Origin of the sequence: Rhodococcus sp. NCIMB 12038 (assembly GCF_002165735.1) — a bacterium.
Classification (GTDB): domain Bacteria; phylum Actinomycetota; class Actinomycetes; order Mycobacteriales; family Mycobacteriaceae; genus Rhodococcus_F.
The window spans coordinates 64,344-88,966 of the sequence record NZ_NHML01000024.1; the positions used below are offsets into that span (position 1 = coordinate 64,344).

The following is a 24,623-nucleotide window of genomic DNA, read 5'->3' on the forward strand; positions in this document are numbered from 1 at the left end:
GGAGCCGTTCCCGGCAAGGTGCGTTCGAGTTAGCGTCGTGCCATTCGGGGCCGTGGACAATGACTGAATCGCTATCAAGGCGATAGCCCCCGCGCGGGCCTCTTTTCCTTGACACCGTCGCCGACGTGTTCAACGATTCATGGGCCGATAGGGTGATATTCACCACAGGGTCGTGCAGTCCGGATCCACCGCGGATTTTTGTGCCGATTCAGCAGATCGTCCGGCACGGGAGGCAGCGATCGGTCGGCCCCGCACACACATCATCGGATTGACGGTGTCCGATTCATCCCTACGGTCAAACAGTGAGAGTGAGAATCTTGTGACTGGTCCAGCTGAAACTACGACGAGGCCCACTACCGCCAAGGGGGTCTCCGTCGAGTTCGAAAATGTCCGCCACGCGTTCCTCCACGGCAATCGACCGGTGCGCGTGCTGGACGACTTCAACCTCCGCATCGAGCCGTCCGAGTTCGTCAGCATCGTCGGTCCGTCCGGCTGCGGGAAGACCACGGCGCTCGGCATGGTCGGCAACCTCCTGAAGCCGCGCAGTGGAACCGTTCGCATCGACGGAGCGGAGGTGAGGCCCGGCAGCAATGACGCCGCTTTCCTCTTTGCGCGTGATGCGCTCCTACCGTGGCGACGGGTCCGCAGCAACGTCGAACTCGGCATGGAGGTCCGGGGCGTCCCCAAGGCGGAACGACGCGAGCGCGCCGAGGAATGGCTTCGTCGCGTTCGTCTGCACGAGTTCGCCGACTCGGATGTTCTCCACCTCTCGCAGGGCATGCGCCAGCGCGTTGCGATCGCCCGCACCCTGGTCCAGAGCCCCGGGGTCCTCCTGATGGACGAGCCGTTCGCAGCGTTGGACGCCCAGACCCGCGCGATCCAGCAGGAGGAGTTCCTCCGATTGTGGGAGGCCGAGCGACCGACGGTCATCTTCGTCACCCACGACCTCGAAGAGGCCATCCTGCTCAGCGACCGCGTCATCCTGATGGCCAGCAGGCCGGGCCGCATGGTGGTCGACATGAAAATCGAACTCGAGCGGCCGCGGCATCAGGAGATGCGCAGGTCCTCCGATCTCTTCAAATCCTATTTCCACGATATGTCCGCCCGGCTCCGGGCCGAAGTCGATCTCGCCGAACAGCGGATGATGGAAGAAAACCAGAATGACTGAAACACTACAGACTGCGACTACCGCCGATGGCGCCACCATTGCCTATCAGCAATTCGGCCGGGGGCCACGCCTGATCACGTGCCTGCACTCCCTGGCATTGGACGGATCCTGGTATGCGCCTTTGGCCGAGGCTCTCGGCGACGACTACCGTCTGCTCGCGCCGGATTTCCGCGGGCACGGCATGACTGCGCGCGGAGGATCTGCCATCACTCTCGGTCTCATTGCCGGGGACGTTGCCGCGATGTGGGACGCCGAGAACGTCGAGAGTTCCGTGGTGCTGGGAATTTCCTTGGGCGGCATGGTCGCTCAGGCGGTGTCGGGCAGCTTCCCGAACCGGGTCGACGCGCAGATCCTGATGGCCACCCGGGGCGCCTATGATGAGGAGGCCATTCGCGGAACTTCGGCCCGCGCGGCCGAGGTTCGTGCCCCGAACGGCCTCGAGCAAGCCGAGGAGATGACCATGCATCGCTGGTTCGGCGACGCATCGCGAAACGAGGCAGACCCGTTGGTTCGGAAAGCTCGCGAACAGTTCCGGAGCGCCGGCGGCAACACCATCGGCGCCTATTTCGACGCCATGACCGAGGTCGGCGCGTTTCACACCGATTCACCGCCCCCGACCCTCGTGGTCGGCGGCGACGACGACCGAAGCACCCCTCGTGCGGTGATCGAACAGCTCGCCGCGTCCATCCCGGACGCCGAACTACGTTTCGCCGAGGGCGGGCACCTCGCCGCCTTCGACAACCCCCGCGAAGTCGCCGCCACGGTGCGACCTTTCCTCGAGGGCCTCGACTGCTGGTAGCCACTCGGCCCACGTGCACACTGGTTCCACATACTGCTACGGAGACGACATGGATTTCACGCTCGATCGCGCGATGACAGAGGATGAGCTTCGCGCACACCTCGATTCGGCCCTCACACCCGCGCTCCTGATGTTGACGGCCCACGTCACGGGTGACGCCGGCGTACTGCGTACGGAATGGAAGCCCGACCGGGCGACGTTGCCTGCCAGTGGACTCGCACCCGAGACCGACGCGGAGATCAGAGCCTTCTGCCTGAAGCGCCTCGCACCGTATCTCGCCTCTCAGCGGGACTGGGCTGCGCTGCCGGACGATTTCCTGCGTGAGTCGATGTGCACCTGGTTGATGGACGACAACATCGAGGACGCCCAGGCTCTGGCCGCGGTGGCCTTCACACCAGACGACAGCGATCCTCGCGGGCCGGAGTGGAGTCTCGACGAGATCGCCCCCGACAGCGGCCTGAGCGCCGTGGTCATCGGCGCCGGATTCTCCGGTCTCCTGGCCGGACTCCGACTGAAGCAAGCGGGTGTGCCCTTCACGATCCTAGAGAAGAGCACGAATGTCGGTGGCACGTGGTACGAGAACAGCTACCCGGATTGCCGGACCGACGTCCGCAGCCACATCTACACGTACTCGTTCGTTCCGCACGACTGGGTCACGCACTTCGGCCGCCAGCAGGCCATCCACGAGTACCTGTACAACTTCGCGGCGAAGAACGGCCTCCTGGAGCATATTTCGTTCGGCACCGAGGTGACCGCGACCCGGTGGGACGAGAGCACCAGCACCTGGACGATCGACACCCGCACGTCCGACGGCGTCGTCGGCTCAGCCGAAGCTCAGATCGTCGTCAGCGCTGTGGGACAACTGAACCGGCCGATGATCCCCGCCGTCGACGGCCTCGACACTTTCACCGGCCCGGTCATGCATTCCGCGCAATGGGACCACAGCATCGATTTCGCCGGCAAACGCGTCGCCGTGATCGGAACCGGCGCCAGTGCACTGCAATTCGCACCGGCGGTCGCGAAGGAAGCGGAGCACGTCACGATCTTCCAGAGGAGTGCTCCCTGGTTGCGGTCGACGCCGGTGCTCCGGCAGGAGATCGACCCGGGCGAACGCTGGCTCCTCACGAATCTGAAGCACTACCGCGCCTACTACCGCTTCTCCATTTTCCTTCCCCGCCTCATCGGCAACCTCCCGGCCGCAACGGTGGATCCGGACTTTCCGCCGACCGAGGTCTCGGTGTCCGCGGCCAACGAGGCCCTTCGTGTCGAGCTGACCGACTACCTCACCGAGCAGGCCGGCGACCGACTCGATCTGCTCGAGCAGATCATGCCCGACTACCCGCCCGCGGCGAAGAGGATCATCTGCGACGACGGCACGTGGGTTGCCACCCTCAAGCGGGACAACGTCCGCCTGGTGAGCCAGGCCGTGCAACGGATCGACAAGGACGGTGTCTGGATCGGCGACGAGCACGTCCCCGCCGACATCATTCTGTTCGGAACCGGTTTCAAGGCTTCGGAATTCCTCGTCCCCATGACGGTGACGGGCATCGGCGGACAGGACCTGCATCAAACGTGGGGCATCGACGCCAGCGCCTACCTCGGCATCACGCTGCCCGGCTACCCCAACTTCTTCTGTATGTACGGCCCCAACACCAACACCGTCATCCACGGAAACCTGGTGTTCTTCCTCGAGTGCCAGGCCGCGTACATCATCAGCGCGGTCCAGATGCTGGCGAAGGGTGGCCACCGTTCGATGGCCCTGCGACCGGACGTGTTCACCGAGTACACCGACGAGGTCACCAAGGAGAGCGCCAAGCGCACCTGGGGCTGGTCGAAGACCCACAGCTGGTATCAGAATGCCGCCGGGCGGTCCACCATCATGTGGCCACTCCCGGCCCGGCAGTACTTCGAGCGCACCAGCGCCGTGCACGACGAGGACTACGACATCCACTGACCCGCACGACGTCATCATCCGTATCGTTCATTTCACCGGAGGCTATTTTGATCACCGAGACGACGGCAATTGTCGCCAACCTCGAAACCCGCTACCTGACAGGCGGTCCGGCCGACGGCGTCCCCGTCGTGTTCCTGCACGACGGCGCCTGGGGCGGCAGCGCCGACGTGACCTGGGGGCAGGTCCTGCCCCTGGCCGCGGAGAAGTACCGGGTCATCGCCCCGGACTTCCTCGGTTACGGCGGATCCGCCAAGTCCGTTCGCCTGGACGTCTCGCCGTTCGCTTTCCGGATCCGGCACGTCTTCGCGTTGCTCGACCACCTCGGCATCGACGGCCCGGCGCACCTGGTCGGAAATTCGTTCGGTGGATCGGTGGGTCTGCGGGCGCTGACCGACGGGGACTATCGATCCCGGATCGCCTCCGTCACCACACTCAGTGGCACCGGCGGCCCCTGGAAAGCACCGGACATGGGCAAGCTGCGCGACTTCGACGGTTCGGTTGCCGGTATCGAAGCGTTCGTCGACCTGCTGTGCGACGACTTCTCCGGCAGGGCCGAACAGGTGGACGCCCGGTACAGGTGGGCCGTCGCGCCCGGTCACTTCGGGTGCATGAGCGCTCCGCATCTGCCGGCACCCGAGGCGTTGCGCAAGGAGCGCCCCGCCGATCCCTACCCCGCCACACTTGCCGGCGTTCAGACCCCCGTGCTGCTCCTGGAGTGCTCCGAGGACGTGCTACTCGAGGCCGGGTGGAGCAAGCACCTCCAGGCCGAACTCCAGAATTCCCGCGCCATGGTCCTGCCGTACCGGCACTGCCCGAACATCACCCACCCGCGGGAGACGTGGGCCGTGATCGGCGAGTTCCTCGACAGCTGCACCGGCGGTACGAACTGATGCCGACCGTGGGCGGCAATGCCCCGACCGCGTCCACCGTGGGTTCGCTCGTTCTCACCGGCGGATCGTCCGGAATCGGCGCCGGATTGGCGGGCGATCTCGCCGGCGAGTGGGACATCACCGTCGTCGATCGGGATCTCCCGGAAACGCCTGCCCCCGGCGTGACGTATCTTCAAGGCGACATCACCACCGACGATGCGGTCGACACGGTCCGCAAGTCCCTGACCGAGAACGGTCGGGCCACGATCGACGGCATCGTCCACTGCGCGGGCATCGGCGCATTCGGCCCCTTCATGGAGATGCCGAAGTCCGAGTGGGAAAGGGTGCTTCTGGTCAACCTGCACGGAACACTCAATTTCGTTCAGGGCGTCGCCGACATGGTCGCGGACGGCGGCAGAATCGTTCTGTTCTCGTCCGGGACGGTCTTCAAGGCCCCGGCGAGCGCAGCGGCGTACGCGGCGTCCAAGGCCGGCGTGATCGGCTTTGCCCGCAGCCTCGCCGCGGAACTCGGAGCCAGGAACATCACGGTCAACGTGATCGCTCCCGGTTTGGTGCTGACCCCACTCTCGACGTCGATCGCCGCAGGTGAAGAGGCCAACATCAACACGCGAGCGATCAAACGCCCCGCGACGGTCGAGGACTTCATCGGCCCGACACGCTTCTTCCTCTCCCCCGGATCCTCCTTCGTCACCGGGCAGACGCTCGTCGTCGACGGAGGTTCGATCCGCCGTTAGCCGGCGCCGCCCGGACCCGCCACCAGTCGCCTGCTCGACGGCCGCGTGACCGAATTCCGGATCGTCTCGGTCCCGCGGCCCGGGTGGCGGCGATACTCTGGAAGGGTCGTCGAGAGGTAGGCGGATGACACCACGGTTCCCGGGGCGGCACAGGGGCGGATAGCGCGTTGGCAACCGACGGCGATCCGCTCCGCACACAGCGCGATACCGACACCGCGACGACGGATGAACTGCGCGCGGCCGGGTTCGACGATGCCCGGGAGATCGGGCGTGGGGGCTTCGGCGTGGTGTACCGCTGTACCCAGTCCGCCTTGGACCGCGCCGTGGCCGTGAAGGTTCTCAGCGGCGACCTCGACGACGAGAGCCGTGCCCGGTTCCTCCGTGAGCAGCGGGCGATGGGCAGGCTGACCGGGCACCCGAACGTCGTAAGTGTGCTCGAGGTCGGCGTCACGCCGAGCGGGCGGCCATTCCTGGTGATGCCCTACCATCCGCAGGACTCCCTCGACACCCTGATTCGCCGGCAAGGCCCGCTCACCGTCACCGAGGCGTTGCGGCTGGGTGTGAAGATCGCCGGCGCGCTCGAGACGGCGCACCGGTTCGGCATCGTGCACCGCGACGTCAAACCCAGCAACATCCTGCTCACCGACTACGACGAACCGGCGCTGACGGACTTCGGCATCGCGCACATCACCGGCGGATTCCAGACCGCCACCGGAACCATCACCGGATCCCCCGCGTTCACCGCCCCGGAGGTCCTCGAGGGCGACTCCCCGAGTCCGTCCTCGGACGTGTACGGCCTCGGGGCGACACTGTTCGCCGCGCTGACCGGGCACGCGGCATTCGAGCGCAGGAGCGGTGAACAGGTGGTGGCGCAGTTCCTGCGGATCACCACGCACCCGGCGCCGGATCTGCGTGAGTCCGGAATCGAAGCCGACGTAGCCGCCATGCTGGAACAGGCCATGTCACGAGACGCGCACGAGCGCCCGTCCGCGGAGGTACTGGGTGAAACGCTGCAGGACATCCAATTTCGCCGCGGTGTCCCCGTCGACGCGATGGCGTTGGGCCCGGACCCCGACGTGGACCGACCTCCGGATCGCCCCGCACGACCGCCGACAGGACGATCCACCGGTTCCTCGGGATCGCCTACCGACGGAAGCCTTCCCCTGGACCTGACGAGTTTCGTCGGCCGGCGAAAAGAGCTCGCCGAGGCCAAGAAACTGCTCTCGGCGTCACGGCTGGTCACGTTGACCGGAATCGGCGGTGTCGGCAAGACCCGACTGGCGCTGCGCGTCGCGACCAACATCCGGAAGGCATTCGACGACGGGGTCCGGCTGGTCGAATTGGGCGAACTGCGCGACGGATCGTTGCTGGGAGAAGTCGTGGCGGCCGGGCTGGGATTGCGGCAGCGGTCGCCTAGACCGCTGCAGACCCTCGTGGAGTTCCTGGAGCCGCGCGACATGCTGCTGGTCCTCGACAACTGCGAGCAGGTGGTGGATGCGGCGGCAGACCTGACGGAGACCGTGCTGCGCACCTGCCCCGGCCTGCGGATTCTCGCAACCAGCCGCGAAACATTGGACGTCGCGGGAGAAGCCGCCCTGCGCGTTCGCCCACTGACACTTCCGGATTCGGACACGGAGCCGTCGCTGAAGAGCCTGCCCGGGTACGACGCGGTGACGCTGTTCGCCGAACGGGCCGCCACGGCGGTACCCGGCTTCGAGGTCACCGAGGACAACGCCGCCACCGTCGCCCAAATCTGCATCCGGCTGGACGGACTGCCGCTGGCCATCGAATTGGCGGCGGCGAGGCTGCGCTCGATGTCGCCGGAACAGATCCTGGAGCGATTGACCAACCGGTACGAGCTGCTGACCCGCGGAAGCCGGAGTGCGCCGACCCGGCAGCAGACGTTGCGGTGGAGCATCGACTGGAGCTACGACCTGTGCATCCCCGCCGAGCAGCAGCTGTGGTCGCGGCTGTCGGTCTTCGCAGGCAGCTTCGAGCTGGACGCCGCCGAGGAGGTGTCCATGTACGACGCCGAACCGAACGATCTGATCGATCTCGTCGCCTCGCTGGTGGACAAGTCGATCCTCATCCGCGAGGGATCGGGGGCGGTGGTGCGATTCCGGATGCTCGAAACGCTGCGCGAGTACGGCCGGGAGAAACTCGTACAGGACGGCACCCTCCCGGACCTCCGGCGGCGGCATCACAGCTGGTACCGGCAATTCGCCCGCCAGGCCGAATCCGAATGGATCGGCCCCCGGCAGGTCGCCTGGCTCGCCCGGCTCGAGCGGGAACAACCCAACCTGCGCGAAGCGATGGAGTACGGCCTGTCCACGGCTGCCGACTCGGCCGAGGCGGGGCTGGAGATCCCGACCGCTCTGTACCCGTTCTGGGTTTCGCGTGGGCTGCTCCGCGAAGGACGCCGCTGGCTCGACCGCGCGCTGGCGCAGGAGGGAGAACACGACACCGCACTCCGGGTCAAGGCGCTGCATTCGGCCAGTGTCCTCGCCAGCCGGCACGAAGACCTGGAGCGGGCAGCCGAACTGATCGACGAGGGGCGTGTTCTCGCCGAGACCCGGGGAACTGCATTCGATCGCGCACTGATGCTCCAAGCCGACGGAGCGCACGCACTGCACGGCGGCAACCCGGAGCACGCCGTCAGCTCGTTCACCGAGGCTCTCGAGGTGTTACGCGGCGAGCGCAACCTCCTGGCGCACGTCACGGCGCTGCATGCGCTCGGATTGGCTCACGAGATCCTCGGGCACGCCGAGGCCGCCACCCGCTGTCTCGACGAGGCGATCCGGATTACCGAATCACACGGGGAATCGGTGTACCTGGGCCGCTCGTCCCTGACCCTCGGGCTGGTGATGTGGCGGGAGGGTGGCGACCGTGATCGCGCGGTGCAGCTGCTGCGCAAGGGACTCGAGCTGGCCCGCGCGGTCGACGATCCGTTCGGAGCCACCTGGTGCCTCGAGATCCTTGCCTGGATCTCGTCCCGCGAGAACGATTTCCACCGCGCCGCCGTCCTGCTTGCGGCGGCCGAGATGCTTCGACGGAGGGTGGGCACGTCCATCGTCCAGATCCCCGACCTGACCGAATCCCACAAGGAGTGCGAGCTCGTCACGCGGCGCTCGCTCGGTGCGCGGGCGTTCGAGACTGCGTCCCGTGAGGGCGAGGCGCTGGGCTTCACCGCCGCCGCCGCGTATGCCCTGGGCGAACGTCTCCCGGCAGCGCCGCGGCGCGGCGATCCCGCGGCGGCACTGACCAAGCGCGAACGCCAGGTCGCCGACCTGGTCGCGCAGGGCCTGACCAACAAGGCGATCGCCGCCCGACTCGTGATCTCTCAGCGCACCGCGCAGGGACACGTCGAGCACGTCCTCGCGAAACTCGGATTCTCATCCCGGGCTCAGATCGCAGCCTGGGTCACGGAACTGTCAGCAGACCCGGGTGGCCCGAGACCCTGATGCCGTTCCGTCGCACGCCCTTCGGGCGATGGGAGTCAGCCGCCACCGCTCGGGCACGATCCGGAAACCGAATCGCACGGCTGCTCCGAATCGGCGGAGCCTGCGCTCGTCGGCGGCGGACCACTCCCAGCCGAGCTTGTCGCGGGCGACGGGCGGCAGCGTTCCCCGGGCGATCCAGACGAGTAGCCGTCCGAACGCGGGACCGACGAGACGCCACACGACCTCGGGGATGCGATCGTCGGGACGTGGCGTCGGCAGCCCACTCAGAAGCCGCGACCTGCGCACCGTCTCGGTCTTCTCCAGAACGGTGCCGACCATCTCGTCCCAGTAGTCCACGAAATCGGCGTACGTCTCGGGCAAGTGGGTGGCCGACACCCCGTAGAGCGCGTACCACTGCTTCGATTCCTGATACAGCTGTTCCTTCTCGCCGGTGGTGAGCGGTTCACCGAAATATTCGGCGACCACGTACTGGGTGCCGAGGAACGTGGCGTGCGCCCAGAAATACGGACCCGGGTTCAGCGCGTGGTACCGCCGTCCGTCGTCGGTGGTGCCCTTGATGTCCTTGTGCATGTCGCGGATCGTCTGGGCCTCCGCGCCCGTCGGATCGTAGAGCGCCCGGATGATCGGCCCAGCGGAACGGGCGAGCCGGGCGAGTTCGTTGTCGAAGACGGTCGAGTGCTGCACGAGGGCGGTATCGATGACGGGGTGCATCACCTGCAACGTGCCCGACCACGAAATGAGCAGCGCGGTTCGCCAGTCGCCGAACCGGTGCCACGTCAGCGAGTCGGGTCCGAGCGCGGACGCAGTCGAACGGCGTTGGGGCGGAAGCTCGGTGGTGGTCATGGCGATCTCCTGGTGCCGCTGGATGTGGAACGTGTTGCATTCAGGATGACTGTTGACATCACCTGATGTCAACAGTCGGCGCGCGGATGTACCCCGATCGACACCGGGATCGGTGAGACGATGACGGAATGAGCGACAGCGAGAGCCCTCGTGGAGCGCCGCGCAGATGGCGCGGCCAGGAGCCGGACGACCGCCGCGCGGCGAGGCGCGCGGCCCTTATCGAGGCCGGCCTCCAGATCATGGGAACCGAGGGCACGGCAGCCACGACGATGCGGGCGACCTGCCGTCAGGCGAGCCTCACCGAGCGCTACTTCTACGAGAGTTTCGACAACCGGGAGGCGCTACTCGTCGCCCTGCTCGACCACGTCGTCCTGGGCGCGAGGGACACCCTGCTCGGCGCGCTCGAGTCGGCCCCGGACGATCCGGGCCGACTCGTCCGCCACGTCGTGAAGGCGTTCACCGGCTACATCGCCGAGGACCGGCGGCGGGGACGCATCATGTTCGTGGAGTCGCAGTCCGTGCCGGAACTGGCGCAGCGCGGCGAACAACTCGTCGCCGAGTTCACCACCCCCATGGCCGCGGCATTGAAAATGCTGGGTGCCGACGGCGCACCCCGCGACGCCGTCAACACCCAGCTGAACGCGATTGCCTTGTTCGGGGCGATCGCCTTCCTGTATCAGCGCTGGCTCACCGGCAGCCCGAAGATTTCGCAGAAGCGGATCGTCGAGCACATCGCACTCACCATCGAGGCGCATGTGCCGGTGAACAGCACGCCCTAGACCTGCGCGCTACCGACGAGGGGCCGCCGCATCGCTTCGAGGCCGACGACGATCACCATGGCGATCACCACGTGCATGGCAGCCAGTGCGATCGTGCTGGCGGTGTCGAAGTCCGCTTGAACGGTGAGCGCGATCGTCGCCAGCGGCAGCAGCGCGCCGATCACTTCCGCGGGCCGGATGACGGCCACCCATTTGAGTGAGATGAGCGCGGCCAGCGTCATCCCGATCAGTGTCGGAACCACCGTCAGGATGACGACGCCTCCGGGGGCGACACTGCTGGTGGTGCCCGCATCAGTCATCTCGAACGACCCGCCGGCGGCGAGCCCGAGCAGCCAGATGACCAGGTTCGGGACGAGCGCACCGATGACGGTCGCGGCGACCGCCCAGGGTCGGCTCAGTTCGAGCGTCGCCGGGTTGATCCGTGAGGTCGTGGTTGCAGAAATCGTGGCTCCAGTGTTGGACATGATCTGTACTCCCTGTCGAGTGGCTCGAATTGCTACTGACCGATCCTGCAACCTCAACCATTGTTCGGGTCAAGGCGTGAAATCGAGATCCTTTCGGTGGGACCTGACCATTAGACCCGCGGCATGCGCAAAACTCATCGCGATCGGCCCGAACCGGCCACCTGAGGGAAGATGGCCACTATGAACGCCGTCCCCACACCCCCTGACCGATCGCGCGCGCTCCGCAACCCGCTCCGCGTCCTCGCGCGGTGGCTGGGCACCCAGGAATGGGTGATGCGGATGGCACCGGTCATCATCTGGCTCGAGTCGCACCTGCGCGCGTGGACCGGGAACCGCGTGAGTCTCATCGGCATCGCCGGCCTGCAGTCCCTGCAGGTCACGGTCCCGGGACGCAAGAGCGGTACCCCGCGGACGACGGCGCTGCTGTGCATTCCATACGGCGACGGATACATCGTCACCGGTTCCAACTGGGGCCGCCCCGAGCACCCCGCGTGGTCGGCGAATCTGCGTGCCGCGGACGAAGCGCTCGTCAAGGTCGGGGCACGGGAGTCCCGGATGCGCGTCCGCATGGTCACCGGCGAAGAACGCGAAAACCTGTGGAAATTCGTCGTCGACTACTGGCCCGGCTATCGCATGGAGCACCGGCGGTCCGGTGGACGCGAGTTCCGGCTCTTCGTGCTCGAGCCCACCCGATCGGCTACGACGACGCGCGAATCCTGAAGATCGGCTCCACGAAGCGTTCGATGGTGCGACGCTCGGCGGCCGCGTCGGGCAGCGGCCACGTCAACAGGGCCAGGACGACGCGCACGATCCATCCCGCTGCCTCCTCGTCGGGCGCGATGCGGGTGAGCGAGATCGCCACCCGGCCGAGTTCGGGTGCGCGGGCCAGGTACTCGTCCGTGCTCCTCGGATGCGCCCCGGTGAACCACCGCACCAGGGCCGGCTCCGCACGGATCGCCACCAGCGAGGCGAGGATAGCCTCCACGATCCGTTCCGAGTCCGCGAACGGTTCCAGCGCCCGCTCGACGTGGTCGGCCACGGCATCGGCGGCGCGGGACATCACGGCCGCGACGAGCGTGCGCTTGCCCCCGGCGTACCGGTAGAGCGTGGCGCGTGAGCACCCGGCGCGCGCCGCGACCTCGTCCACGCTCACCCCGTCGATGCCGTGTTCGCGCATGAGGTCGGCAGCGGCGGCGTGAATCCTCTCGACCGCGAGCACCCGCCGACTGCCTCCGGTCAACCAGTCCGCCTGCTCCGTGTCCACGGCACCTCCAGAAACGTACTCGTTATTTTGTCTCACCGCGAGACGGTTACTCTGTCAATTCTAGAACACGTTCCTCGATTGCGGGGTCGTGATCAGCAACGACGAACCCGCATCCTCGCGCACTGAGACACCGCGCGAACAGCGCGTTGATCAGCAGAATCTCACGTTGTCGGCCACCCTTGACAGCACTGGACTCCGACGCGAACTGTGGTGATGTGCAACAAGTTCTCGCCGACAAGGAGTCCTCGATGGCCCACTCGCCGACCCACGAAATCGACATCTTCGACCCGGCCCACCTCGACGACCCGAACGAGCTGTACCGGATTCTCCGCGAGCACTCCCCCGTCCATCGCGTCGCGGGCACCGACTTCTTCCTGGTGTCCACGTGGGACCTCGTGACCGAGGCGGCGAGCCGCACCGACGACTTCTCCTCGCACCTCACCGGTGTGCTGGTGCAGCAACCGTCGGGACCGCCCACGACGTTCGACATGGACGGCGGCGGTCAGGCGATTCACGTGCTGGCCACCGCCGACGAGCCGACGCACCTGCACCATCGCAGACTCGTGCTGCCCACGCTCGGTCGCCGGATCCGCGCGCTCACGCCCACCGTGCAGTCGCTCGTCGACACCCTGTGGGACGAGGGGCTACGGGACGGGCGGATCGACTGGGCCGCCGAGATGGCGGACCGCCTGCCACTGACGATGGTGGCGCACCTCATCGGGCTGCCCGAGCAGGACGTTCCGCGGCTGCTCGCCTGGGCGTACGACAGTACGGAGATGCTGGGCGGGATCGTCGACGGGGGTCGCCTCGGCCGGCTGGTGGTCTCCGTGACCGAACTGGCCGCGTACCTGCGGGCCGAACTCGCGCGGGCACGGTCGCAACCGTCGGAGGATCTCCTGGGCGTACTCGCACACGCCTGCGATGCCGGGGAGCTGTCCGAGGACGTGGCGACGCTCGTCCTGCTCCAGCTCGTTGGTGCCGGCGGCGAATCGACCGCGGGCCTGATCGCGAATGCCGCCCGCCTCCTGGCCACCCATCCCGGAGTGCAGACCCGGCTCCGGCAGGAACCCGCGCTCGTCGACGCGTTCCTCGACGAGGCGCTGCGACTCGAATCCCCGTTCCGCGGGCATCACCGGCACGTGGTCGCCGACACCACCCTCGGCGGCGTCGACCTGCCCGCGGGTAGCCACCTGCTCCTGCTGTGGGGCGCGGCCAACCGGGATCCGGCCGCGTTTGACAGGCCGGACGAGATCGTGCTCGACCGGCCGCACATCCGCTCCCATCTCGCGTTCGGCAAGGGTGTCCACTTCTGCGTCGGATCGGCGCTCGCCCGCATGGAGGCACTCGCCGCCACCACCACACTGCTCGCGCGCACCAACCACTTCTCCCTCGCCGACGACGCCGAGACGCGCTGGCTTCCCAGCCTCCTCGTGCGCCGCCACAGCGCACTCCCGCTGCGAATCGGGGTGCCCCATTGACGTGATTGACATTGACGTCAACATCAATCCATACTGTGACCGTGACCACAAGCGAGGCTCAGGAGCGGGCGCGGTCGGCGCGTAAGGACAACGACGGTCCCCGCCGCCGCGAACTCCTCCGCGCCGCGAGCGCCTGCTTCGCCGAACTCGGGTACGACCGGACCACCGTCGAGGTGATCACCACCCGGGCGGAAGTGTCGCGGGCGACGTTCTACGCGTACTTCTCCTCGAAGGACGAGGTGTTCCATGCCGTCGCCGCCGACGTCTGCGAGGAGTTCCTCGAATCGCAGCACGTCGAGGGACCGGCGAGCGAGGACTTGCGAGAGGTGCTGCGCACCACCACGAAAGCCTTCGTCGAGGCCGTCTACACCAACGGACGAGTCCTCGAATTGATCAGGCACCGCGCCGGGCTCGACCCCGAGGTCGGTCGAAGCTGGACCACCGTGCAGACGCGTCTCATCCGCCGCTACACCCGGTTCATCGAGCGCATCAACGCCACCTGCGACGTCACGCCGTGCGCACCACCCGCCCGCATCGCGCAGACCCTCGCCGACGCCCAACTCGCGGGCGCGGCCCGGTTGGTCGACGCGAGTGCCCGGGAACAGCGCCGGTACACCGCCGACCTGACCGCCATCTCCGAGAGGCTCATCGGCTTCGCCTAGCAAGGACAATCCGCACAGAATCGGGAGTTCGGCATGCCCACTTCGCCTTCGAGTGACCCCACGGCACTGGAATCGGCCCTCGCCGAGATACGCGAACTCCAGGACGCCGCGTGGCCACCGGAGGTACCGCGGTCCGTCGAGTACCCGATCGAGGGCCGCACCGTGATCGACTATCTGCGGCACTGGGCAACGCAGCGGCCGCACACCGTCGCGATCGACTTCTACGGCCGCGACATCACGTATGCCGAACTCGACGAACTGTCGGACCGCTTCGCCGGCTGGCTGCTGCAGCGGGGCGCGACGGCAGGCGACCGCGTCGGCGTCCACCTGGCCAACTGCCCTCAATTCCACATCGCGATGCTGGGGATCCTGAAAATCGGCGCGGTCCACGTCCCGATCAACCCGCTGTTCCGTGAGCACGAACTCGCGTACGAACTCGGTGACGCCGGCGTGGAGATTCTGCTGACCCAGGATTCGTTCGCGGGCATGGTCGAATCCGTGCGCGGCGAGTCGGCGCTGCGGCACGTCGCGGTCACGGCCCTGTCGGACCTGCTGCCCGCCGAACCCGGCGTCACACCGCCGTTCCCCACCGCGTCCGGGCCCACCGACTGGGCGGGGATCATGGAATCACCTCGCGCCGATCCGATCCCGATGGATCCCGACGCGCTTGCGGCACTGAACTACACCGGCGGCACCACCGGGATGCCGAAGGGCTGCAACCACACTCAGGCGCACATGGTGTACACCGCCGCCACCGCGACACTGGCCGGGGGCAGGCAGGTGGGCGAGGCTCCCCCGGTCGTCCTCGGGTTCCTGCCCGTCTTCTGGATCGCCGGGGAGGACTTCGGCATCCTCTATCCGCTGATCAACGGCGGCACCGTCGTCCTGCTCACCCGATGGGACCCGGAAGCCGCGGCGACCCTCGTCGAGCGCCGCGGTGTGACGTCGATGGTCGGCACCGTCGACAACTACGTCGAACTGATGGATCTGCCGGGTTTCGCCGACCGGGATTTTTCCACCCTCGGCAACGCGATGGCCGTGTCGTTCGTGCTCAAACTCGACCCCGAGATCCGCGGCCGATGGCGCGACGCGACCGGGCACGTGCTCCGGGAAGCCAGTTACGGCATGACGGAGACGCACACCGCCGACACCATCACGCTCGGCTTCCAGACCGACGACGAGGATCTGCTCAGCGAACCCGTCTTCTGCGGGCTGCCGGTTCCGGGCACCGACGTGCTGGTCGTCGACGAGGCCGGGGCTCCGGTGCCGGTGGGGCAGCCCGGGCAGATCATCGTCCGCAGTCCGTCGCTGCTCACCGGCTACTACGGAAAACCCGACGCCACCGCCGACGCACTTCGCGGCGGATGGCTCCACACCGGTGACGTCGGCAAGCTGAACGGGAAAGGCGCACTGCACTATCTGGCCCGCAACAAGGAAATGATCAAGACCAACGGGATGAGCGTGTTCCCCTCGGAGGTGGAGGCGCTGCTCATGCTGCATCCGGCGATTCAATCGGCCGCGGTGGTCCCGAAGCCCGATCCGGGCAAGGGGCAGGTGCCGTTCGCGTTCGTCCAGCTCCTGCCCGACCGTCAGGTGTCGGGTGAGGAACTGCGGGAGTGGGCCGCCCGGAACATGGCCACCTACAAGGTGCCCACCGTCGAGGTGCTCGACGCACTACCCATGACGGCGACGGGGAAGGTCCGCAAGGCCGACCTGTTCGCCCTGGCCGAGGAGTACAAGTGACCCTGCTGGTCGCCAATCGCGGCGAGATCGCGCTGCGCATCATCCGCTCGGCGGAGGAGATGTCGGTCGACACCGTCGCCGTCTACGCGGAGGACGACGCGGACAGTCCCCACGTGCGCGCGGCGACCGAGGCTGTCGCGCTCCGCGGCTCCGGACCGTCCGCGTACCTCGACGCTCGTGCCCTCCTCGACGCGGCCGCCGAGTTCGGTGCGACGGCGGTGCATCCCGGTTACGGGTTCCTCAGCGAGAACGCCGATTTCGCCCGCGCCTGCGCCGCCGCCGGATTCACGTTCGTGGGTCCGAGCCCGGAGGTGCTCGACATCTTCGGCGACAAGTCGTCGGCACGCGAGGCCGCCGTCGCCGCGAAGGTTCCGGTGCTCGCCGCGACGCACGGCCCCACCGACCTGGACGGCGTCCGCGCGTTCTTCGCGGAGCAGCCGCGCGGCATCATGATCAAGGCACTCGCGGGTGGCGGTGGCCGCGGCATCCGTGCCGTCCGCAGCGCGGACCGGATCGACGAGGCGTACCGGGCGTGCGCGGCGGAGGCGGAACTCGGGTTCGGCAATCCCGCGGTGTTCGCCGAGGCGCTGCTCGAGGGCGCCCGGCACATCGAGGTGCAGGTGGTGGCCGCACCGCAGGCCGGCGTGACGCGGGCACTCGCCGTCGGCGACCGCGACTGCAGCGTGCAGCGTCGCCACCAGAAACTCGTCGAGATCGCACCCGCGCAGGGGCTCGATCCCGGACTGCGCAGCGAACTCCACGAGGCCGCGGCGCGGCTGTGTGCCAGTGTCGGCTACCGGGGACTGGCCACCGTCGAATTCCTGGTCTCCCCGAACGGATTCGTGTTTCTGGAGGTCAATCCGCGAATCCAGGTGGAACACACGGTCACCGAAGAGGTGACGGGGATCGACTTCGTCGCCGTGCAGATCGACATCGCGCGGGGAGCCGATTTCGGAGAGTTGGCGCTGCCAGACGGGGTCGGCGCCGTCGGGCTCGACACGTCGGGCACACCCGCGCTCGCGCGTGGAATCGCCGTCCAGTCCCGGGTGAACATGGAGACGATGCGCGCCGACGGTCAGTCCGTTCCCGCTGCGGGCACGCTGTCCGTCTTCTCCCCACCGACGGGGCCGGGGGTGCGCGTGGACACCTACGGGCGCCCAGGGCTCTCGCCGAGCCCGCGGTACGACTCGCTCCTCGCGAAGGTGATCGTTCATGCGCGCGGGCAGTCGTTCGCGGCCGCGGCGCGCAAGGCCGATGCAGCGCTCGCCGAGTTCGTCGTCGACGGCGTCCCCACCAACATCGGCTTTCTGCGGGCGATTCTCACGGATCCCGGCTTCGCCGACGGCGTCGTGGGCACCGACTACCTCGCCGAGCGGATGGGTGCCCTCGTCGACGCCGCACACGTGCACCATCCGGCGGAGGTCGCGTCGGACACGCTCGAGTTGCGGGCCGGCGAGGACGTCCTGCGTGCACACATGGCCGGGACGGTCGTGGAGTCGGCCACCGAGGGGGCCGCCGTGACGTCGGGTGCGCAACTCGTGGTGCTCGAGGCCATGAAGATGCAGCACGTGATCGCCGCTCCCGCGGGCGCGGTGGTCGAGCGGAATCTGGTGTCGCCCGGGCAGACCGTCAACGCCGGCGACCCACTGGTCTTGATCCGCCGCACCGGGTCGGAGGCTGGCGACGTGGCCGACAGCGGGGTCGATCTCGATCGTGAGCGTGCCGATCTGGCGGAGATCCGGCAGCGCCACGACTACACCCTCGACGCCGCCCGGCCCGCCGCGATCGCGAAGTGGGCGAAGCTCGGGAGACGCAGCGCCCGCGCCAACATCGAGGACCTGGTCGACCCCGGCAGCTTCGTCGAATACGGACCCCTCGTTCTCGCCGCGCAACGCAGCCGCCGCTCCGAACAGGACCTGATCGAGAACACCCCAGCCGACGGCCTCATCGCCGGCCTCGCCGCGATCAACGGGGACGTGTTCGGTCCGCAGAATTCGCAGGCGGTGGTGCTGTCGTACGACTACACGGTGCTCGCCGGGACCCAGGGCATGCGGAACCACGCCAAGACGGACCGGGTGATCGAACTCGCGGGGCGCAAACAGGTTCCGGTCGTCCTGTTCGCCGAGGGCGGCGGCGGACGCCCCGGCGACACCGACGCCGGGCCCGCCGCGGGCCTGGACCTGAACACCTTCCGGTCGCTGGCGGCACTGAACGGGAAGGTGCCGCTGGTGTCGGTCGTGTCCGGCCGCTGCTTCGCGGGCAACGCCGCCCTGGCCGGGGTCTGCGACGTCCTGATCGCCACCCCCGACGCGAACATCGGCATGGGCGGCCCGGCGATGGTCGAGGGCGGCGGGCTGGGTGTGTACCGGCCGGAAGACATCGGTCCGGTCGACGTGCAGCGGCGCAACGGTGTGATCGATCTGCTCGCCCGGGACGAGGCGCATGCCGTCGAATTGGCGAAGACGTACCTGTCGTACTTCCAGGGGGTGCTCACCGATTGGGAAGCGCCCGACGAGCGGCTGGCCCGTCACGTTGTCCCGGAGAACCGGTTGCGCGCCTACGACGTTCGCAGTGCCGTGGACGCGATCGCCGACGTCGGCTCGGTCCTCGAGCTACGCCGCGACCACGGCGTCGGCATCGTCACCGCGCTGATCCGGGTCGAGGGGGCGCCGTACGGGTTGGTCGCGAACAGCAGCCACCACCTCGGCGGTGCGATCGACGCGGTCGCGGCCGACAAGATGGCCCACTTCCTGGAACTGTGCGAATCGTTCGGCCTGCCGGTGGTCTCACTGTGTGACACACCGGGATTCATGGTCGGCCCCGACTCGGAGAAGGAGGCCACGGTCCGCAGGTTCGGCAAGCTGTTCATCACCGGCGCGCAGATGACCGTGCCGTACGGAACGGTCATCCTGCGCAAGGGCTACGGCCTCGGGGCGATGGCCATGGCGGGCGGCTCCTTCCACGCGTCCGAGTTCACGGTCGCGTGGCCGACCGGCGAGATCGGCGCCATGGGCCTCGAAGGCGCGGTGCGCCTCGGGTTCCGGAAGGAACTCGAGGCGCTCGACGACCCGGCCGCGCGGGATGCGGCGTTCACGCAACTCGTCGACGCCGCCTACCAGCACGGGAAGGCACTCAACGCGGCGACGATCTTCGAACTCGACGATGTGATCGACCCGGCCGATACCCGCGCCTGGATCGTGCGGCTCCGCCGCCCGTGAGTACTTATTAACCGCCGCACGTTAATAAGTACTCACAGGCGCGTCAGCGCACGACCCGACCACGTGCCCGCCCGCACCTGGTCGATCACAGACACGACGTCGGCGATCGGGACCTCGTGGGTGATCGACTCGAGGCGGCTGGGTGCGAGGTCGGACGCGAGACGGCCCCACAGTCGGCGCCGCTGGTCGATCGGGTACTGCACCGAGTCGATGCCGAGCAGGCTGACGCCGCGCAGGATGAACGGCAGGACCGTGGTCTCCAGCTTCGGTCCGCCGGTCAGTCCGCTCGCCGCGACGGCTCCGCCGTATTCGATGGTGCTGAGCACGTGGGCGAGGGTGGCGCCGCCGACGCAGTCGACCGCGGCGGCCCACTGGGCCTTGCCGAGGGGTCGCGGTTTCGTGTCGGGTTCGGGGAGGCGTCCGATCACCTTGCTCGCGCCCAGCTGGGTGAGCAGTTCCGCCTTCTCCGGCTTTCCGCTCGACGCGACCACCTCGAAACCGGCCGCGGACAGCAGGTCGACGGCGACGGTGCCGACGCCGCCGCTCGCCCCGGTCACCAGCACCGGGCCGTTGCCCGGCTCGACGCCGCGGGACTGCAGTGCCTCCACGCTCATCGCGGCCGTGAAACCGGCGGTCCCGATCGCGGCGGCGGTGCGGGTGGACATGCCGTCGAGTTTCACCACCCAGTCTGCCGGGACGCGGGCGAACTGCGCGTACCCGCCGTGCCGGGCGGTGCCGATGTCGTAGCCGTGGGCGACGACCTTGTCACCGACCGCGAACTCCGGCGACTGCGACTCGGCGACCGTACCCGCGATGTCGATGCCGGGCACGATGGGGTATTCGCGCACCACTCCGCCCTTCGGCGTGAGCGCCAGAGCATCCTTGAAGTTCACGCTGGAGTACTCGACCTGGATCGTGACCTCGCCCTGCGGCAGGAACGATTCGTCGACCGTCTCCTCGGAGAGGCCGATGGCGCCCTCGTTCTCGCGAGCGATCCAGGCGGTGAATTCCTTCATCAGCTTGCTCTCCTGACCTCGGGGGTGCGTCGAGTCCATCATGCGACAACTGCGCCGCGTCGACGATGCCGGGGCGAGGATCCCGGGATCAGAACCGGAGGAGAACCTTGCTCGACGACGACGCGTCCCTGGCCGACGCGAACGCGGTGAGCGCGTCGGCCACGTCGTACTCGACCGTGATGATCGGATCGACTGCCAGCGAGCCGTCGGCGAGAGCGGCTACGACCTCGTCGATCTCGTCGTTGAACCGGAACGAACCGACCAGGTCCAGTTCCCGGGTGATCGCGATCGAGACGGGTACCGGCTGGTCACCGGAAGGAAGCAGTCCGACCATCACGACCCGGCCGCCGCGCGCGGTTCCGTGGATCGCCGACGACAGGCCGCGGTGGTTGCCCGAGCATTCGATGGTGACGTCTGCTCCGACCGCCGCGACCGCGTCGGTGTCGGTGGCCGTCAGGGTCACGTCCGCGCCCACGTCGCGCGCGATCTTCAGCGGGTACTCGTGCATGTCCACCGCCGTGATCTTCCCGGCGCCGGCTCGCTTCAGTACCGCCACCACGAGCGCGCCGATCGGCCCGGCGCCGATGACCAGGACCGACCGGCCCGTCACGTCCCCGGCCCGCGCGACCGCGTGCCACGCCACGCTCGCCGGCTCGGCCAATGAGGCGAGCCGCAGATCGAGGCTGTCTGGAAGGACCCGCAGCATGCGGGTGGGGACGGCGACGTGGCTGACGAACAACCCGTCCGCGTGCGGAAAGTGCGCCGCACTGCCCAGGTACGTGCACCCGGGGGAAATGTTGGGGCGGTCGGCGGGATACGTCGCACTGTCGCCGCCGGGTGTCGCGGGGTGGATGGCGACGGGGGTGCCGGGACGGGGACCGCTGCCGTCCGTCGCGCCGACCAGCACCGTGCCCGACGCCTCGTGCCCGAGCCGCATCGGTGCGCGGAGGATCGACTCGCCTGCGGCGCCGTGCTGCCAGTAGTGGAGGTCGGATCCGCAGATTCCGCCGTAGGCGATGCGGATCACCGCTTCGTCCCGTTTCGGTTCGGCGATCGGCACGTCCTCGACGCGCAGGTCGTTCGCGCCGTGGGCAACGACCGCCTGCGCGTGCGTCGGAACCTCGACGGTGTCCGTGCCGGTGGTCTCGGTGGTGTTCATCGGTGAAGTCCAGTTCTGTCGGAGGTGGGAGCTTGTCATCTGGTGACGGGTTCCGCGGTGGTGAGGAGTCCGAGTTCCTCCCTGCGCGGCATGCCCTCCCAGTCGCCGGACACGGTGCACGCGAAGGCTCCCACGGTCACAGCGGTCTTCAAACGGTCGCCGGGTGACTCCCCCGCGAGGCGGTCCGCGATGTATCCAGCGACGAAACCGTCTCCGGCCCCGACGGAGTCGACGACGTTCACCGGCACCGCCGGCAGGGAGTACGTCTCGCCGTCGACGATCGCCAGGCACCCCTGGTCTCCCAGTTTCAGGATGATTTCGCGGGGACCCAGGTCGCGGAGACGCGCGACGAGTTCTGTGGGTGCGCCGTCGCCCACCGCGATCGCCGCTTCGTCCTCACCGGCGAAGACGATGTCCGACAACGCTATCAGCTCACGGAAGACGGGACCCGCTTCTTCCGGCGACCACAGCGCACGGCGGTAGTTGAGATCGAACGACACCGGAATGCCCAGTGCGCGTGCCCGTTCGACGCAGTACAGGGTGGTCTTCCTGGCGCTGTCGGACAAGGCCGGGGTGATGCCGGTGACATGCAGCAGCGACGCCGACTCGAGCCGGTCGTCCGCGATGTCCGACATCGTGAGCCGCGACCCTGCGCTGCCGGTCCGGTAGTACCAGACGCGGGTGGCGGTGGCGGTTCGCCGCTCCTTCACCATCAGTCCGGTCGGAGCGTCCGGGTCGCGGATGACGTCGGCTGTGATTCCCTCGGCCCGGAGTTCACGCTCGACCAGGTCACCCAGGCTGTCCTGGCCGACGCGCCCGACCCAGGCGACGTCGACACCGAGCCGTCGTAGCGCGATCGCGAAGTTCGTTTCGGCCCCGCCGATTCCCAGGTGCAGCGTCGAGGTGTGGGCGAGTGCACCGGTGTCCACCGCCCTGGTGAGTGCCATCGTTTCGCCGAACGTCAGTACCGTCATCACGCGACCGCCGGTTCTGCGACGACGCCCGCGAGGCGCCGGCATCGTTCGGCCAGCTGACCGAGGTCCCCACCGCGGAGTGCGTCCCCGATCAGCGGGCCGCCGAGGCTGACCGCCGCCGCTCCGGCGGCGATCCACGCGGGGACGTCCTCGATGCTCACCCCGCCCGAGGGGACGACCTGGATGTCGGGGAAGGGACCGCGCAGGTGCGCGATGTACTCCGGGCCGACCACCGATGCCGGGAACAACTTCACGGCGGTCGCACCCGCGTTCCATCCGCTCCACAGCTCGGTCGGGGTGAATCCGCCCGGGTAGATCGGGACGCCCGCACGCACGGCCGTGGCGATGACGTCGAGGTTGGTGGTCGGTGTCACGAGGAAGTCGGCACCCACGTCGAGGGCGGCGCGCGCCTGGTCGACGGTGGTGACCGTCCCGACCCCGATCTCGACGCCGTCCGGTGCGTCGCGCCGGATGCTGTGCAAGGAGTCAAGGGTGCCCGGTGTGCTCATCGTCAGCTCGACGGCACGAACTCCGTTCTCGGCGAGGACGGTCACCACCGGGGCGTACCGGTCGGCGTGCGCGGCGCGTAGCACTGCGATGACGGAGGAGGTCATGCCGCCGTCACCTCACGGTCGGTGGCGTTGGCGGCCAGCGTGAGGTCGCGGTCGCGGGTTTCCGGTGCCATCGTCGAGGCGATCAGAACGGTCACGGCCATCACGATCATGTACACCGCGACGGGGATCCAGGAGCCGGAAAACGCCGTGACGAGGGCCGCGCAGATCAGTGGCGCGACTCCGCCGCCGAAGATCGACGCGAATTCACGTCCGAGAGTGACGCCGGCGTAGCGGTAGCGGGAGCCGAAGATTTCCGGGAAGTAGCTCATGGTGACACCGACCGCGCCCTGGCAGGCGAGGATGAAGCCGACGATCATCGCCAGCGTGATCAACAGGTGTGAGCCGGTGTTCAGGGCCAGGAAGGTCGGCACAGGCACGATGATGAGCGCGATCACGATCGAGAGGTACACCGGCTTGCGGCCCACCCGATCGGACAGACGACCGAACCCGTACGCCGCGATGCCGCCGCAGATGGCCCCGACCAGGAGCACCTTGGGAATGAAGGTGGGGTCGACGTGCACGTCGTTCTTGAGGTACGACGCCATGAAGACCTGATAGGTGTACGACTGCGCGCTGATGCCGATCGTCATGAACATGACGATGAACAGCGGCTTCTTGCCGTTCGCGAAGATTTCCTTGACGGGTGTCTTCGGAACCTGGTGCTGCTCCTTGAGTTCCTGGAACACCGGGCTCTCGGTCAATTTGCGACGGATGACGAACGCCGCGATGGTGACGAGCAGACTGCTGATGAAGACGAGACGCCAACCCCAGGACATGAGCTGTTCTTCCGGCAGGAGCTGCGCGGCGATCCACGCGACTGCGCCGAGAGCCGTGCCCAGCGCGGCCCCGGTCATCACCAGGGCGGCGAGCCTGCCTCTCCTGCCTATCTGCGCTGTCTCCGTCAGAAGGGTTGCGCCACCGGATTGTTCGGCTCCCGCACCGAATCCCTGGAAGAATCGGCAGGCGACGAGGAGAGCGGGTGCGAGAAGTCCGATCTGACTGTAGGTGGGCAGCAGACCGATACCCAGTGTTGCGCCGCCCATCAGCATCAGGGTCGCGACGAGCACCCATTTGCGGCCGAGACGCTCGCCGTAGCGCGAGAAGAACAGGCCGCCGAGCGGTCGGGCGAGGAACCCGACGGCGTAGGCGCTGAAGCTCGCGAGGATGCCCGCCGCGGGCGAGATGTTCGGAAAGAACAGTGTGTTGAAGATCAGCGCCGAGGCGGTGCCGTAGATGACGAAGTCGTACTGCTCGAGTGTGGTGCCGATGAGTCCCGCCCACGCCGCCCGGCGGACCGCGGCCGGGTCTGCCTGGGGTGTACCGCCTGCGCGGCCGGGTGTCTTCGGGTTCACCGTGGGGTCGAGTGTAGTGTCCATGGATTCCTCCATTGGTGGTTCCCGGAA

Annotated in this window: 20 protein-coding genes; 12 read left to right on the top strand and 8 right to left on the bottom strand. The window is 68.0% G+C overall.

Going from position 1 to position 24,623, the window contains the following annotated elements; all coding sequences use genetic code 11:
- Window positions 1-274 precede the first annotated feature (274 nt).
- The 6 genes from CA951_RS30695 (at window position 275) to CA951_RS30720 (ending at window position 9,006) form a co-directional block, all read left to right on the top strand.
- Window positions 275-1,168, top strand: a complete 894-nt coding sequence (locus tag CA951_RS30695) for an ABC transporter ATP-binding protein (protein ID WP_179220372.1) — start codon at window positions 275-277, stop codon at window positions 1,166-1,168.
- Window positions 1,161-1,967 (top strand): alpha/beta fold hydrolase, encoded by an 807-nt coding sequence (locus tag CA951_RS30700; protein WP_087560448.1) that lies wholly within the window; start codon window positions 1,161-1,163, stop codon window positions 1,965-1,967. The genes CA951_RS30695 and CA951_RS30700 overlap by 8 nt, the downstream gene beginning before the upstream one ends.
- Window positions 1,968-2,016: 49 nt before the next feature.
- The gene (locus CA951_RS30705; protein ID WP_087560449.1) at window positions 2,017-3,921 is read left to right on the top strand and encodes an NAD(P)/FAD-dependent oxidoreductase; all 1,905 of its coding nucleotides are present in this window, start codon (window positions 2,017-2,019) and stop codon (window positions 3,919-3,921) included.
- A gap of 47 nt (window positions 3,922-3,968) precedes the next feature.
- Entirely contained in the window at window positions 3,969-4,811 is an 843-nt protein-coding gene (locus tag CA951_RS43575) for an alpha/beta fold hydrolase (RefSeq protein WP_179220373.1), read from the top strand.
- The gene (locus CA951_RS30715; protein WP_087560450.1) at window positions 4,811-5,545 is read left to right on the top strand and encodes an SDR family NAD(P)-dependent oxidoreductase; all 735 of its coding nucleotides are present in this window, start codon (window positions 4,811-4,813) and stop codon (window positions 5,543-5,545) included. Before CA951_RS43575 ends, CA951_RS30715 begins: the two co-directional genes overlap by 1 nt.
- 167 nt (window positions 5,546-5,712) lie before the next feature.
- Window positions 5,713-9,006 (top strand): protein kinase, encoded by a 3,294-nt coding sequence (locus tag CA951_RS30720; RefSeq protein WP_087560451.1) that lies wholly within the window; start codon window positions 5,713-5,715, stop codon window positions 9,004-9,006.
- On the opposite strand, the gene CA951_RS30725 is transcribed toward CA951_RS30720, so the two are convergent.
- Complete coding sequence (locus tag CA951_RS30725; RefSeq protein WP_087560452.1) at window positions 8,977-9,849, bottom strand: oxygenase MpaB family protein; 873 nt, start codon at window positions 9,847-9,849, stop codon at window positions 8,977-8,979. The two genes, CA951_RS30720 and CA951_RS30725, sit on opposite strands and share 30 nt — an antisense overlap.
- 128 nt (window positions 9,850-9,977) lie before the next feature.
- Between CA951_RS30725 and CA951_RS30730 the strand changes: the two genes are divergently transcribed.
- Window positions 9,978-10,628, top strand: a complete 651-nt coding sequence (locus CA951_RS30730) for a TetR/AcrR family transcriptional regulator (RefSeq protein ID WP_087560453.1) — start codon at window positions 9,978-9,980, stop codon at window positions 10,626-10,628.
- Here CA951_RS30730 and CA951_RS30735 read toward each other — a convergent pair.
- Window positions 10,625-11,092: a DUF6069 family protein gene (locus CA951_RS30735; protein WP_087560454.1), complete on the bottom strand. Its 468-nt coding sequence runs from the start codon at window positions 11,090-11,092 to the stop codon at window positions 10,625-10,627. The genes CA951_RS30730 and CA951_RS30735 overlap by 4 nt on opposite strands.
- 180 nt (window positions 11,093-11,272) lie before the next feature.
- Between CA951_RS30735 and CA951_RS30740 the strand changes: the two genes are divergently transcribed.
- Entirely contained in the window at window positions 11,273-11,812 is a 540-nt protein-coding gene (locus CA951_RS30740) for a nitroreductase family deazaflavin-dependent oxidoreductase (RefSeq protein WP_373414602.1), read from the top strand.
- Here CA951_RS30740 and CA951_RS30745 read toward each other — a convergent pair.
- Window positions 11,790-12,356: a TetR/AcrR family transcriptional regulator gene (locus tag CA951_RS30745; protein ID WP_087560456.1), complete on the bottom strand. Its 567-nt coding sequence runs from the start codon at window positions 12,354-12,356 to the stop codon at window positions 11,790-11,792. The genes CA951_RS30740 and CA951_RS30745 overlap by 23 nt on opposite strands.
- 248 nt (window positions 12,357-12,604) lie before the next feature.
- Between CA951_RS30745 and CA951_RS30750 the strand changes: the two genes are divergently transcribed.
- The 4 genes from CA951_RS30750 to CA951_RS30765 are packed head-to-tail and all read left to right on the top strand — an operon-like array spanning window position 12,605 to window position 19,457.
- Window positions 12,605-13,834, top strand: a complete 1,230-nt coding sequence (locus tag CA951_RS30750) for a cytochrome P450 (protein ID WP_087560523.1) — start codon at window positions 12,605-12,607, stop codon at window positions 13,832-13,834.
- Between the two features lie 35 nt (window positions 13,835-13,869).
- Window positions 13,870-14,496, top strand: coding sequence for a TetR/AcrR family transcriptional regulator (locus tag CA951_RS30755; RefSeq protein ID WP_072937200.1), 627 nt, complete (start codon window positions 13,870-13,872; stop codon window positions 14,494-14,496).
- A gap of 33 nt (window positions 14,497-14,529) precedes the next feature.
- Entirely contained in the window at window positions 14,530-16,239 is a 1,710-nt protein-coding gene (locus tag CA951_RS30760) for an AMP-binding protein (protein WP_087560457.1), read from the top strand.
- Window positions 16,236-19,457, top strand: coding sequence for a carboxyl transferase domain-containing protein (locus CA951_RS30765; RefSeq protein WP_087560458.1), 3,222 nt, complete (start codon window positions 16,236-16,238; stop codon window positions 19,455-19,457). Before CA951_RS30760 ends, CA951_RS30765 begins: the two co-directional genes overlap by 4 nt.
- A 32-nt stretch (window positions 19,458-19,489) precedes the next feature.
- Here the strand turns inward: CA951_RS30765 and CA951_RS30770 are convergent, their stop codons facing one another.
- The 5 genes from CA951_RS30770 to CA951_RS30790 form a co-directional block, all read right to left on the bottom strand.
- Window positions 19,490-20,473, bottom strand: a complete 984-nt coding sequence (locus CA951_RS30770) for an MDR family oxidoreductase (RefSeq protein ID WP_143543116.1) — start codon at window positions 20,471-20,473, stop codon at window positions 19,490-19,492.
- 88 nt (window positions 20,474-20,561) lie between these two features.
- Complete coding sequence (locus CA951_RS30775) at window positions 20,562-21,632, bottom strand: L-idonate 5-dehydrogenase (RefSeq protein ID WP_087560460.1); 1,071 nt, start codon at window positions 21,630-21,632, stop codon at window positions 20,562-20,564.
- Window positions 21,633-21,667: 35 nt separating this feature from the next.
- Window positions 21,668-22,606, bottom strand: a complete 939-nt coding sequence (locus CA951_RS30780; protein ID WP_087560461.1) for a sugar kinase — start codon at window positions 22,604-22,606, stop codon at window positions 21,668-21,670.
- Window positions 22,606-23,220, bottom strand: coding sequence for a bifunctional 4-hydroxy-2-oxoglutarate aldolase/2-dehydro-3-deoxy-phosphogluconate aldolase (locus CA951_RS30785; RefSeq protein WP_087560462.1), 615 nt, complete (start codon window positions 23,218-23,220; stop codon window positions 22,606-22,608). The genes CA951_RS30780 and CA951_RS30785 overlap by 1 nt, the downstream gene beginning before the upstream one ends.
- Entirely contained in the window at window positions 23,217-24,596 is a 1,380-nt protein-coding gene (locus CA951_RS30790) for an MFS transporter (RefSeq protein WP_087560463.1), read from the bottom strand. Before CA951_RS30790 ends, CA951_RS30785 begins: the two co-directional genes overlap by 4 nt.
- Between the last annotated feature and the right edge of the window lie 27 nt (window positions 24,597-24,623).

Coding starts and splice junctions, on each gene's coding strand:
- CA951_RS30700 (WP_087560448.1), top strand. CDS start 1,161: ATGACTGAAACACTACAGACTGCGACTACCGCCGATGGCGCCACCATT.
- CA951_RS30705 (WP_087560449.1), top strand. CDS start 2,017: ATGGATTTCACGCTCGATCGCGCGATGACAGAGGATGAGCTTCGCGCA.
- CA951_RS30715 (WP_087560450.1), top strand. CDS start 4,811: ATGCCGACCGTGGGCGGCAATGCCCCGACCGCGTCCACCGTGGGTTCG.
- CA951_RS30725 (WP_087560452.1), bottom strand. CDS start 9,849: ATGACCACCACCGAGCTTCCGCCCCAACGCCGTTCGACTGCGTCCGCG.
- CA951_RS30730 (WP_087560453.1), top strand. CDS start 9,978: ATGAGCGACAGCGAGAGCCCTCGTGGAGCGCCGCGCAGATGGCGCGGC.
- CA951_RS30735 (WP_087560454.1), bottom strand. CDS start 11,092: ATGTCCAACACTGGAGCCACGATTTCTGCAACCACGACCTCACGGATC.
- CA951_RS30740 (WP_373414602.1), top strand. CDS start 11,273: ATGAACGCCGTCCCCACACCCCCTGACCGATCGCGCGCGCTCCGCAAC.
- CA951_RS30750 (WP_087560523.1), top strand. CDS start 12,605: ATGGCCCACTCGCCGACCCACGAAATCGACATCTTCGACCCGGCCCAC.
- CA951_RS30760 (WP_087560457.1), top strand. CDS start 14,530: ATGCCCACTTCGCCTTCGAGTGACCCCACGGCACTGGAATCGGCCCTC.
- CA951_RS30770 (WP_143543116.1), bottom strand. CDS start 20,473: ATGAAGGAATTCACCGCCTGGATCGCTCGCGAGAACGAGGGCGCCATC.
- CA951_RS30775 (WP_087560460.1), bottom strand. CDS start 21,632: ATGAACACCACCGAGACCACCGGCACGGACACCGTCGAGGTTCCGACG.
- CA951_RS30780 (WP_087560461.1), bottom strand. CDS start 22,606: ATGACGGTACTGACGTTCGGCGAAACGATGGCACTCACCAGGGCGGTG.
- CA951_RS30785 (WP_087560462.1), bottom strand. CDS start 23,220: ATGACCTCCTCCGTCATCGCAGTGCTACGCGCCGCGCACGCCGACCGG.
- CA951_RS30790 (WP_087560463.1), bottom strand. CDS start 24,596: ATGGACACTACACTCGACCCCACGGTGAACCCGAAGACACCCGGCCGC.